Origin of the sequence: Granulicella sp. S156, from assembly GCF_009766105.1 — a bacterium.
In the GTDB taxonomy this organism is placed as follows: Bacteria; Acidobacteriota; Terriglobia; order Terriglobales; family Acidobacteriaceae; genus Granulicella.
Genome location: NZ_LMUH01000017.1, coordinates 1 through 12,320, shown reverse-complemented (window position 1 = coordinate 12,320; position 12,320 = coordinate 1). Strand labels below are relative to the sequence as shown.

Here is a 12,320-nt window from a genome sequence, read left to right as displayed (position 1 = left end):
GGCCCTCTGATACTCTGAGGCCTTACTTCTACACCAGGGTTGTGTTTTAGATTTGAACGATTCACTCATCACTGTTCCCCCCGACTTCATGCCTCTTGCCGCTGACGACTTCGGCTTGCGTTTTGACGGCGCCTCGACTGAGCCGGACGCCGATACCCCACCCTACGACCTCGACAGCAATCCACGGTATCGCGTGCTCCGCGGCTTTCACTCGCAACTGCTGCCTGATAACAGAGATATCTCAATTTACCTCCCCGAAGCCTACCGCACCGAGCCCCGGAAGCGCTTTCCCGTCTTTTATTTGCACGATGGCCAGAACCTCTTCGATGGCCGCACCTCCTTCGCCGCTAACCGCACCTGGCGCGCCCATACCACCGCCGACTGGCTCACCCGCGAGGAACTGATCGAACCCGTCATCCTTGTAGGCATCGCCAACACCGGCGCGCGGCGCATGGCCGAGTACACCCCAACGCGAGACGCGCGGCTCGGTGGCGGCGAAGGCTATCTCTATGGCCGACTCCTGGTCGAAGAGCTGAAGCCCCTGATCGATCGCCGCTTCCGCACCCTTCCCGACCCCGCCCATACGGCACTTGGCGGCTCCTCGCTGGGAGGCCTCATCTCCCTGGCACTCGGCCTCAAATATCCACAGGTCTTTGGGAAGATCGCCGTACTCTCCCCGAGCGTCTGGTGGAACAAGCGGAGCATCCTGGCACTGGTAGGTGAAGCCAAACCCAAACCGGACCTGCGCATCTGGCTCGATATGGGCATGGCCGAAGGGCTGCGGCACCTGCGCGACACCGATCTCCTGCACCGACGGCTGCTCCAGCGCGGCTGGCGCGATGGTATCGATCTCAGCTACCTGCGCGTCCCCGGCGGTCAGCACGACGAAGAGTCCTGGGCCACACGCTTCGACCAGGTGCTCCGGTTCCTGTTCCCGAAGAGCAGGGATTAGGGAGCAGGGATTAGGTCTACCCGCTCCGCCTCGCCCACAAGCCTGTCATTTCGACCGACCAACGGGAGCAGAGAAACCCCTTGATGCAGAGCGTGATGCAAATGTTTGTGGCGCGCTTTGCGTCTAGAAACCCCTGTATTTCGCAGATGCGTGTCCCACCACCTAAATCATGGGGCACTCACATGTACTCCGCGCTGTCCAAAAATCTTTCGTCAATCACAAAGTGCGTTCTTGTTGCGGACAAGCGCATTTTGCGTGTTACTATCGATTCAAATTTGTGTTAAATAAGGCCACAATTTCGCGCTGTTGTTACTTCTGTTAACGTTAGCTGCTGCACGCCTATGCCTTTGCCGTCAGCCCTCCGGCGGCCATCTTCAAATCCCGAAATTCTGAACGAACCTGGTTTCTTCGCGGTTTCCTTTCAAGTGTTGACATGACAGCGGTATTCCAGCCGCCGTTCCCCTGGGAAGAAGCCTTTCGGTTGTAGTTGCAACTTTCAACAAAGCGGTACCCGCAAAAAGCGTCTCCCAAAAGCGCCTCCAGGATGACCTCCGGATCGCTTCTGTATATACACACTCAACCGCGGTTGTTCCGGCTACGGCCGGTTCCCGCTACAGCTCACACCATCTGCTTCACTTTTCAATAGGGGGTATTTATGCAAAAAAACGTATTCTGGCGGCGAATAGTCTTCGTCATGTTTTCGCTGTTGCTACTTCATTCCTTGCCATCGCTGGCCCAAACCTTTCGCGGCAGCATCAACGGCACCGTCACGGATCCCACGGGCGCGATTGTCTCTGGCGCAAAGGTAACCGCCCTTGACGTGGCCACGGGGGCTGTTCGCGATACCGTTTCCACAGCCGCGGGCGAATTTTCATTCAGCGATCTCCCGCTCAGCAACTACACCATCAAGGTCGTAGTCTCCGGTTTCCAGCTCACCCAGATCGCAAACGTACAGGTGCTGGCCGGCAAGATCTATACGCTTCCAGTGAAACTGGCTGTCGCAAATCAGTCAACCACGATCGAAGTCTCCGCCGATTCTCTTTCACTCGACACAACCACCGTCACGCAGACCACGACCCTATCGTCGAAGGCGCTGCAGGATGTGCCGTTGAACGGCCGCGACTTCACGCAGCTTCTCGGCACCTCCGCGTCCTTTGCCGGTTATAACAACACCGGTTCCGTCAACGGTGCGCGCAACAACCAGATCAACTACACCATCGACGGTACGGATAACAACGATCTCTACCTGAACGCAGACGCCGTTAACCAGGGCGGCATCAGCGGCATCGCCGGCGTCATCTATCCCGTCGAAGCGCTCGAGGAATATTCGCTACAGACCACTGGCAACGCCGAAGCCGGCCGAAGCCCAGGCGGCAACCTGAACGTCACCACCAAGTCCGGCACCAACCAATTCCACGGCTCCGCCTTCTACTTCAACCGTAATGAGGCACTGGCCGTAGCCTCACCCTTTGTGACTCCCGGCTCGCCGTCAAACCCACTACGCAACCAGAACTGGGGCGGTTCGCTCGGCGGTCCCATCTGGCATGACCACACCTTCTTCTTCCTTACCTACGAGGAGCAGAAGTTCGTCATTGGAGCCTCCAATAAAGTCACTGAACCCTCACCAGCCTATGTAAACGAGGCACTCGCGCTTCTGGCCAACGGCACCAACCCGGACACCGGCAAGCCCTACGGCACCTATGCTGCGGTCGCGCCCAGCCAAGTCTCGCAGGCGGTCCTCAACACGATGTGGGATCCGAGCGTCATTGCCGGTCTTCCCGGCACGCCAAACAACTACTCCAGCAGCGCACCGCAAAGCGGTTACAGCCACAACATCGTCGCCAAGCTCGACCACAACTTCAGCGAGAAGAGCCATCTGTCGGCACGCTGGTACTTCGGCCAGGGTTACGCCGATGCTCCTGACTGCATCTTTGTCTGCTCTTATCTGCCGGAGTACTTCCAAACCGTTCCCTCGCACATCCAGAACTACGATGTGGTCTGGAATTACAGCCTCCGCCCCAACCTGAGCAACCAGTTGGCTGCCGGCGTCAGCTATTTCACACAGGGCTTTGCCGATGCGGTGCACACCCAGAATCCCCTGACGCTGGCCGGCCTCAACACCGGCGCTTCACTCTCCGGCGCTCCGCAGATCGCCATCAACGGCTTCGACTCTATCGGCATCACGCCAACCTCAGGCCGCAATGACATCACCGGCCATATCGCCGATACGATCTCCTGGGTGGTCGGCAAGCACCAGATACGCTTCGGTCTTGAGTATCGCCGCGCCTTCATCGACCTTTACTACAACTTTGCCGGTCGTGGCGCCTTCAACTTCGGCACCGGCGGCATACTCGGGCCCTGGGCAATCGCTTCGACTGCGCCTACTACCAGCACTCCCAATCCGTACTACGATGCAAACCTCGACACCAACCTCCAGAACCTCGCCGACTACCTTGCCGGCTACTCTTTCCAATCCACCATCACCCTCGGCAACCAGGAACGCTTCATCTACACCCACACTGGAACCTCGTTCGCGGAAGATTCCTGGCAGGCCACGTCGAAGCTGAACGTCAACCTCGGCCTGCGCTATGACTACCAGCAGCCCTTCTACACCAACGACCCCAATCTATCCTTCTTCGACCCCAACCAGGGCCTGGTGGTAGCCGGTTCGGGCTCAGGTACACCGCAGTACTTCTACAACAGCAACAAGCTCAACTTCTCGCCGCGCATCGGAGCTTCCTACCAGGCGCGCACCGGCACCGTCATCCGCGCCAACTTCGGCATCTACTTCGACCAGCCGGCCGGCCAGGCCTTCTTTGGCAATATCGGCATCCCCAACGGCGGCGCCGGCGGCGTCAACAACAACCCGGCAGGCACCCTGCCCAACGAATCCATCGTTATCAACTCGACCAGTACTCCGACGCCCATCTGGAGCTACAACCAGACAACTCCTATCTTCACGGCCAGCCAGGGGCAGCCCACGGGCAGCAACGTGGTCTCCATCTACTCGGTCAACCGCAACTTCAAAACACCCTATCTCGAACTCTTCGGCCTGAACGTCGAGCAGAGTCTGGGCAAGGCGTGGCAGTTGAATATCGGCTACGTTGGATCGGCCAGCCGCCACAATCTCGTTCTGCAGGACATCAACCAGTCGGCTGTAGTTCCGGGACAACAACTCGACCAGAGCACTGCGACAGTGACCACCGCGACCGGCAACATATTCACAGCGCAGCAGGCTTCACGTCCCTACTTCAACAAGTTCCCCAACTTCGGCATCATCAACCAGATCAACTCCGCCGCCTCGGCCAGCTACAACTCGCTGCAGGTCACGCTGCGCAGCAGCGCGTGGCATGGGCTTACCAGCCAGTTCTCCTATGCCTGGAGCCACAATCTGGATGACTCCACCGTCTTCAACGTCATCCCGCAGAACTCGGCCAATCTGGCTGGCGACTGGGGCAACTCGAACTATGACATCCGCAACCACTTCACCGCCTATCTCAACTACTCCATTCCTGGCTTCGCGCACGGCCCAGCGGCTTTGACTCACGGCTGGGAGGTCAACGGCATCCTCAAACTCCAGGACGGCGAGCCGGTCAACATCCTCTCCGGCCAGGACAACAGCGGTACCGGCGAGAACGAGGACCGTGCCAGTATCACGGGCCCTGCGCTCAACAAGGACCGCTCGGTGCAGCAGTACTCTGATGCGCAGTACCTCAACCCGAACAGCTTCACGTTGCCGGCAGCTGGCACCTACGGCAATCTGGCCCGCAATCAGGTCTCCGGACCCGGCTTCGAAGACGTGGATCTGTCGCTGCTCAAAAATATCCCCCTCTACAAGGACCGCATCCGCGCGCAGTTTCGCGTAGAGATGTTCAACGTCCTCAACCACGTCAATCTGGCACCGCCGGTCAACAACCTCGCCTCGGGCAGCTTCGGCCAGAGCACCTCCACCATCGGCGTCTACACCGGCTCACCCGGCATCGGCTCCGGCGAACCGTACAACACCCAGCTTGCCCTGAAGATTCTCTTCTAAGAATCTTCGCGGCTGCTGTTGTTGGATTGTTGCAATCGGTAACCCCTATGGCGCCCTACTCCTGCCCGTTCTTTTGCGCAGGAGTGGGGCGTCATCGTTTGTTACACACGGGCCAAACTTTCCGAGGTAACTTTACCCCTCGATGTTCAAAGAACGGTCCATCGACTGTTAAGCTATCTGGGGTTGAAGCTTTAATCCCGGTACGTTTCAGCATAAAAACCACCATTCCGGTGTGGGAGACCAATGAGAGACCATCGTCTATCTTTCTCGTCTGTGGCCAGCGTACTGAGCGTGGCTTTTGCTCTTGGGCTAAGCGGCTGCTCGGCGAACTTCGGGGACGCGACCAATTCCTCGACGCAGACCGCGGTGCACATTAAGGGCGCGGTTCATGGGGGCCAGCAGCCGCTCAATGGCGCGCATGTGTATATGTATGCCGCCAGCACGGCTGCTTATGGAGGCCAGGGCATTGCTCCTACTTCCGGTGCGACCGGCAACGCGGCAACCTCATTGCTGACCTCCGCAACAGGGAACCCCGCGGATGGGAACGGAAACTTCTACGTCACTACGGATACAGGGGGCAACTTCGATATCAATGGGGCTTTTTCCTGCACTCCGAATACACAGGTCTACCTGTACTCGACTGGCGGAGACCCGCAGTTGGGCGGCGTAGGCGTTGCCGGCACACCAAATCTCGCGGCAACTCTGCTGGCTGTGGTGGGCGATTGCGCCAGCGCGACTGCCAGCAGCGCGTTCCCGGGAGTTACGTTCGTGGCAATGAATGAAGTCAGCACGGCTGTGACCGCGTATGCTCTGGCAGGCTTTGCCACCGATCCACTGCACATCGGAGCGCCCAGCGCGGTAACGGGCCATGCGCTCTCCGGAACCGGTATTGCCAATGCGTTCAATACCGCGTTGAATATCGTGAATCAGGCTAGTGGAGCGCCCAATGCAACGTTGCCGCTCAACAGCAACGCCGTAGTTCCCGTGACCACGATCAACACTATGGCGGACATCCTGGCGGCCTGCGTCAACTCCACCGGTGTCGGCTCGTCTGGATGCGGCACACTCTTCACCAATACGACCTACGGCACCGCGCCCACCGATACGGCAACGGCGGCCATCAACATCGCGCAACATCCGGGAGCCAATGTCTCCGCTCTGCTCGGCCTGGTAACGACAACCAGTCCCTTCCAGGGGACCCTTAGCTCTCCCAACGACCTCTCCCTCGGTATCAACTACACCGGCGGCGGACTGACGGAACCATTTGGGATCGCGGTCGACGGTGCGGGCAACGTCTGGGTGACAACGAATTTCGGTAACTCCGTGATCAAGCTCTCCAGCGCCGGAACAATCCTCTCCGGGACCAACGGCTATACCGGCGGCGGCCTGAACCGGCCCGTTGGGGTCGCGATCGATGCCTCGGGCAACGCCTGGGTGACGAATCACGGAGCTAACTCCGTGACGGAACTCTCCAGCGCTGGAGCAATCCTCTCCGGGACCAACGGCTATACCGGCGGTGGCATGGTCTCGCCCTTTGGGATCGCCATCGACGGCTCGGGCAACGCCTGGGTGACGATTGGCGATGAGAACTCCGTGACGGAACTCTCCAGCACTGGAGCAATCCTCTCCGGAGCCAACGGCTATACCGGCGGCGGCCTGAATGATCCCGAAGAGATCGCGATCGACGGTGCGGGCAACGCCTGGGTGTCGAATTCGACTAACTCCGTGAGCAAGCTCTCCAGCAGCGGGACAGCCCTCTCCGGAACCAACGGCTATACCGGCGGCGGCCTGAACAACGGACCACAGGGGATCGCGGTCGACAGCTCCGGCAACGCCTGGGTGGCAGATAACCTTAACTCCGTGGCTGAACTCTCCAGCGCCGGGGTACTCCTATCCGGTACCAATGGCTACACCGGCTGCCTGAACGAGGCCTTTGCGTTCTCGACCGCGATCGACGGCTCGGGTAACGCCTGGGTGAGTAATTACGGAGGCAGTTTCGTGACCGAGCTTTCCAGCACCGGAGCATGCCTCTCCGGATCCAACGGCTATACCGGCGGTAATTTGAACTTCCCAATTGGGATCGCGGTCGACAGTTCGGGCAACGTCTGGGTGGCGAATCAAAGTGGTAACTCCGTTACCGAGATGATCGGCATCGCTACCCCCGTGATTACTCCAATCGCTGCCGGTCTGCCCGTTATTCCAACGACGGACGGAACCAGCAATCTTGGCACACGCCCGTAGCTGCTTCGCTGGGCCAAAGCAAATCTTCTGTGGGTGTATAGCGAAGCCACGACGCTTATGGCCGTTTTTTTTAGAAAACGGTACTGCAAGCCCGATTCAACTACCCAGTAACAGGAGATTTGCTCTAGGGTGTGTCATCCAACTTGGCTCGATGCTTTAGCCGAGTTGGATGGCACACTCCAGGTCTACGGACTAACGCTTGCGATGCTAACAGCGGGCCGCGCTTGCCAGACGCGGTAGAGCGCGTAGAGCGCGGGCAATATGGCCAAAGCTACGGTGTACATGCCGGGAAAGTAATAGCTCCCGGTTATCCGCCAGTAGTGGTTTGGCATGTCGGCCACAAAAGTTCCCGACGCAACCGATTGCGAGATCGGATGAGCTGCCTCTGGCCGAAGCGCAGGACGGAGCAGAGGAAAGACAAACAAACCCAGCTCAGCCACGCGGGTGAAGAGGAATAACGACGCCACAAAGCCAGCCACCGGCTTGCGGTAGTAGAGACCTACAGAGACAAGACACAATGCGGCTGCAAGCAGGAAACAAATCACGACAAACACCCGATCTGTCCATCCAATATTGAAAAGACGGCTGATCGCGGGCCCATAATGCCCGAGGTACTCCTCCATCAGGTGAATCTCGAATCCGGCGGCGGTCATCAGAAACAGCGGCACAATGATCGCCGGTTCAGTCGGACGCTTTAGATAGGTTCGATACCAAAAGAAGACTGCGAGAAGCCCTGGACCACCAATGATGTACACGGGCACCAAGCCAAGGCCCAGGTAAAAAAACGTGACACAACCGATCGCCAAAGCAGCAATGGCTGCGGTACAGGCTAATCTTTCTTTCATCGTTGTAGCCACGGTATCTCCCTGGCGAATCTTCGCATCTCGCGCTGTATTGCAGTGATTCTAAGTTGGTAGCGCAGATGTGCGTGGCGCGCTCTGCGTCAATCCCGCATTCTGAGGGCGAACGATACACCCGGAGAACTATAATCGCTTGCTCACACCCTCACAGGTTGTGAACTTCATCTGAAGAGTGTGGACAATGCATCGTTCGCTTTCGCTGTTGCCGCCGCTATTGGTTCTTCTGTCTGGCTTATCGCCTGTACTCAAGGCCCAATCCTCATCGCGTCTTCCAGGATGCGAAGTCAATCCAGACGTTCAGAACGTGATCGACCAGAAACTCGATTCGAAACTGCTGGACGGGATGACCTTTGTCGATCGCTTGGCGCTGCAACGCAAGACGCTGGAAGCGCTGATAGCCCAATATCCCCGAGAGCTTGAGCCCTACACCAGATTGCGAGACTTGCTCCGTCAATTCTCTCCCGATGAGTACCCGAAGCTGCGCGACAGCTGGATACAGGTGGGAAAAGATCATCCCAACGATCCACTGATGCTTCTGCTGGCAGGCGAGGCGCTCAATGGGGTAGATACACCGGAAAGTATTCGCCTGCTGCAGTCGGCCAGGGCGCAGGCTCCGCAGTTTCCATGGGCTGCGAGGCACTTGGCCGGCATCTACTCAGATGGAAAGCTGGCGGACCCGGCCAAGGCGAAGGAGAATATCGACGCCTTTTTTGCGATTTGCCCTACATCCTCAGATGGATACGCACTATATCTGCTTTCAAAAGCAGACGCTCTGTTGCAGCCGAAGGTGGCAGCGGCCAGAGTCGTGGCGTCGCGGACCAGGCTTGAAAAAGAGACCGCTCCGAAGGAGTTGAAGGGCTATAGCGCACTGTGGACTCTTGAGTTCCAGACGCGCAAGCCACAGGAGTACGAGGCGGAGAGGCAGCAGATTACCCAGGACCTGGCGAGGATGGAGAAGATCCATCCGAAGGGAGATGCGGAGTGGCAGGCTCTGCTGATCAAGGGCTACAAGCAGAGCGGTGCGCCGAAGGAAAAGATCGTGGCGCTGGAGGACAAGCTGATCGCGGAACATCCCCACTCCAATCAGGCATACGACATTGTCAGTGACCGGTGGGATAAGGCCCACCCAGACCCCCAGGACCAGACGGATGTCGCCGCATGGAATAAACATCGGAAAGACTATGAGGCGGCATTGCAGGGATGGATTCGCGATTATCCGGACGACACCTATATGCAGCGCAATGCCTGGTTCTTTGCGGTTCGGGACGATGACACGATTTCAAAAGAAGACACCATTGCGGCGCTGGATGCTTACCTGCGCGCGATCGATATCTACTCTGGACCCTATTGGCAATGGGCGTTTTACCCGCTGGCGGCTCAGCTTCTGGTAGAGCGAGGCTTGGAGCCGGACCGGGCGATCGACCTGCTGAAACAGGCGAAGTCAACGTATGAGACCAATTGGGCGCGCGAGGGAAAAAGCGACAACCTTAGCGATGAGGAAGTGAAGCGAAGTCTTGACTGGAAGAGGCAACATAGGCAGGACCTGAATGGGCTGATGCTGAAGGCTGCGATACAGGCGAATAAGCCCGAGATCGCGGCGGAGTTGCGCACTGCCGTGGAAGCGCCGCCACCAGACGATAAGAAGCTGTTGGAGGGGTACTGGACGAACCACGCACGCGTAGCGCTGTTGACGGGCAACAGGATCGACGCGCTTGCGTATTACCAAATGGCTCTTCAGACGCGCCAGGAAACGCCAAAGCTCTCCGAGGGGAAGCTTCGTGATGATTTAGGCGATGAAGCCCATGTGCTCTGGAAGCAGCAGGGCGGAACAGAAACAGCCTGGGACACCTGGAGCAGGTTGCCGGCCGCAGATAAGACCATCCTGGCCGAGGGCCGGTGGGAGAAACCGAAGAAATCCATTCCTGCCTTCGAACTTACCGACCTTTCAGGAAAGACATGGCGGCTGAAGGAGTTGAATGGAAAGTCGGTGCTGATCGACGTGTGGGCCACGTGGTGTGGTCCGTGCCAGGCGGAGCTGCCAAATCTCCAGAAGCTTTATGAGCAGGTGAAAGGCCGTGACGATATCCAGATACTGACCTTCGATTACGACAGCAATCCAGGCGTGGTTGGACCGTATCTGAAGGACAAAGGCTATACGTTTCCGGTATTGCCGATCGTGAGCGCCGCACAGATCGAGGATGCGGTGAATGACAACGGCATCCCGCAGAACTGGGTCCTGGATCGCAGCGGAACCTCGCTGTGGCGACAGATCGGGTATGGACCAGAGAGCTATGATGACTTTTCGAAAGATATGCTGACCCGGCTGAGCCCTGTGCCTGCCAACAAATAAGTAAGCGAGGTTTATGCGACCGGTTTCTGGCACTTCTAGCCCCTAATCCCTGTTCCCTAATCCCTGCTCTTTCGCTTTTCCATTGCGGAATTGCCTGAAATCCGAGATACTTAGATGTTCGGACTTACACGTCCGCCGGCTGTGTCGATTGAAATCCACGGCTTCAGCGGCTAACCCTGAACGACATTCGAGTTTTTTGAGAGGATTTACCCCTGTGTTGATGATCCGTTTGGCGCGCGTTGGCGCCCGCAAGCAGCCCCACTATCGCGTCGTCGTTATTGAAAAGGACCGCGCCCGCAACGGCCGTTCGGTCGAGGTGGTCGGCACCTACAATCCCCGCACCAATCCAGCAAGCGTCTCTCTCAAGACAGACCGCATCGCTTACTGGACCGGCAAGGGAGCACAGTTCTCCGAGACCGTCGGTAAGCTGGTGGCCAAGTACAAGCCCGCCACAGAGTCCGTCACCGACACCACCAAGCCTCTCACTCCTGCTGCTGCTCCGGTCGCCGAGGTTGTTGAGCCGGTCACCGCTGCTTAGGGCCCCTTTCGATGGACTATTTTGTCGCACACGTCGACTTCCCAGAGGTGACTGAGTGACCGAAAAATCAGAGCCCAACTCGAACCATACCGCCGTCTCCGACATGCAAACCCTGGTGTTGGAGATTGCGCGCTCTTTGGTAGATGAACCCGAAGCGGTTCAGGTCGAAGCGTCCGAAGCTGAGGGCGCAACGGTGCTTCGTCTCCGCGTGGCCCCCAGCGACATCGGCAAGGTGATCGGGAAGCAAGGCCGCACCGCACGATGTCTGCGCACGATCCTTGGCGCCGCCAGCATGAAGCATCGGCATCGCTTTTCGCTCGATATCATTGAAGCGGAAGACGCTGAGAACTCCGATGAAGAGTAATCCTCAGGTTCTATAAGGACGCATTTTTACTGTGGGTGGAAGCCGGAGCGAACGGCGTTTGCGTGGTTTTCTCCCAAGGAAAACCACACTGCACAATATTTGCTGGATCGCAGTAACAGTAAAAATGCCCTATGACGGATCACTCGCAGCAGAACCCCTCACAACCGAACCCCTCCAAATCTGACTGGGTCGCAATCGCCACCCTTCTGCGCCCGCAAGGGCGCAAAGGCGAGTTGCTCTCCGACCTTCTGACCGATCTCACGGATCAGTTCCGGGAGGGGCGCCTCGTTACTCTGGCGAAAAAGGAGGCGAAGTCTCCGCCGCCCGATGCCGTTCCCGTAGCGATCGAAGGCCACTGGCTTCCTGTCGGCAAAAATGCTGGACGCATCGTGCTGAAGCTGGCCGGTTGCGACAGCATCTCGCAGGCCGAGCTTCTCGCGGGGCAGCAGGTGATGGTCCCCGCCGCAGAACTGCCGGATCTGGACGCCGACACCTTCTACGTCGCCGACCTGCTCGGCTGTACGCTCTTCGACGGCGACCACGCAGTCGGCACCATCGTCGATGTGCAGTTTGCAACGACTCCCGACGGCAAGACGCGCCTGCCTGATGCCGCTCCCCTGCTCTGCGTCGATCTCTCCGGCAACACAATCGAGGACGCCGACCCCGTGTTGATTCCCTTCGTCCGCGCTCATCTGGAATCCGTCGATGTAGCCGCAAAACGTATCGTGATGAATCTTCCGGAAGGATCACTAGAAGAGAGTGAATAGAGAGAAATGAATAGGACTTACTCAAGGGCCGGTCTAGAACGCGGAATTAGTCCCGAAGGGACGGCTTCATCAAAGCCCAGGGTGAAACCCTGGGTTATAGGGCCATAGAGAGATGGAGCCCTGAAAGGGCGATCTATCACGGGTACCACCAATAGATCGCCCCTTCAGATGGGATGAGACGGCTGGTCTCGGGGGAGAAGCTAAGCTTTCCCAAC

The 12,320-nt window shown here is 58.1% G+C and carries 8 protein-coding genes; 7 read left to right on the top strand and 1 reads right to left on the bottom strand.

Annotated elements, in window-relative coordinates:
* Positions 1-52: 52 nt before the first annotated feature.
* The 3 genes from GSQ91_RS13550 (at position 53) to GSQ91_RS13540 (ending at position 7,226) form a co-directional block, all read left to right on the top strand.
* The gene (locus GSQ91_RS13550; RefSeq protein WP_254064577.1) at positions 53-952 is read left to right on the top strand and encodes an alpha/beta hydrolase; all 900 of its coding nucleotides are present in this window, start codon (positions 53-55) and stop codon (positions 950-952) included.
* 655 nt (positions 953-1,607) lie between these two features.
* Positions 1,608-4,985, top strand: a complete 3,378-nt coding sequence (locus tag GSQ91_RS13545) for a TonB-dependent receptor domain-containing protein (RefSeq protein WP_158822295.1) — start codon at positions 1,608-1,610, stop codon at positions 4,983-4,985.
* Between the two features lie 243 nt (positions 4,986-5,228).
* Entirely contained in the window at positions 5,229-7,226 is a 1,998-nt protein-coding gene (locus GSQ91_RS13540) for an NHL repeat-containing protein (protein ID WP_158822294.1), read from the top strand.
* 185 nt (positions 7,227-7,411) lie between these two features.
* On the opposite strand, the gene GSQ91_RS13535 is transcribed toward GSQ91_RS13540, so the two are convergent.
* Entirely contained in the window at positions 7,412-8,071 is a 660-nt protein-coding gene (locus GSQ91_RS13535; protein ID WP_158822293.1) for a hypothetical protein, read from the bottom strand.
* 196 nt (positions 8,072-8,267) lie between these two features.
* Between GSQ91_RS13535 and GSQ91_RS13530 the strand changes: the two genes are divergently transcribed.
* From GSQ91_RS13530 to rimM, 4 genes are all read left to right on the top strand, one after another.
* Positions 8,268-10,436 (top strand): TlpA disulfide reductase family protein, encoded by a 2,169-nt coding sequence (locus GSQ91_RS13530; protein ID WP_158822292.1) that lies wholly within the window; start codon positions 8,268-8,270, stop codon positions 10,434-10,436.
* 220 nt (positions 10,437-10,656) lie between these two features.
* Positions 10,657-10,974 (top strand): 30S ribosomal protein S16, encoded by a 318-nt coding sequence (rpsP, locus tag GSQ91_RS13525; protein ID WP_158822291.1) that lies wholly within the window; start codon positions 10,657-10,659, stop codon positions 10,972-10,974.
* Between the two features lie 55 nt (positions 10,975-11,029).
* The gene (locus GSQ91_RS13520; protein ID WP_371417111.1) at positions 11,030-11,338 is read left to right on the top strand and encodes a KH domain-containing protein; all 309 of its coding nucleotides are present in this window, start codon (positions 11,030-11,032) and stop codon (positions 11,336-11,338) included.
* Positions 11,339-11,469: 131 nt separating this feature from the next.
* Positions 11,470-12,105 carry a ribosome maturation factor RimM gene (rimM, locus tag GSQ91_RS13515; protein ID WP_158822290.1) on the top strand — a complete coding sequence of 212 codons (636 nt, stop codon included), beginning with the start codon at positions 11,470-11,472 and terminating at the stop codon, positions 12,103-12,105.
* The last annotated feature ends 215 nt before the right edge of the window (positions 12,106-12,320 follow it).

Bases quoted from the DNA above. Each gene is read 5' to 3' on its own strand.
- GSQ91_RS13545 (WP_158822295.1), top strand. From the start codon at position 1,608: ATGCAAAAAAACGTATTCTGGCGGCGAATAGTCTTCGTCATGTTTTCG.
- GSQ91_RS13540 (WP_158822294.1), top strand. From the start codon at position 5,229: ATGAGAGACCATCGTCTATCTTTCTCGTCTGTGGCCAGCGTACTGAGC.
- GSQ91_RS13535 (WP_158822293.1), bottom strand. From the start codon at position 8,071: ATGAAAGAAAGATTAGCCTGTACCGCAGCCATTGCTGCTTTGGCGATC.
- GSQ91_RS13530 (WP_158822292.1), top strand. From the start codon at position 8,268: ATGCATCGTTCGCTTTCGCTGTTGCCGCCGCTATTGGTTCTTCTGTCT.
- rpsP (WP_158822291.1), top strand. From the start codon at position 10,657: ATGATCCGTTTGGCGCGCGTTGGCGCCCGCAAGCAGCCCCACTATCGC.
- rimM (WP_158822290.1), top strand. From the start codon at position 11,470: ATGACGGATCACTCGCAGCAGAACCCCTCACAACCGAACCCCTCCAAA.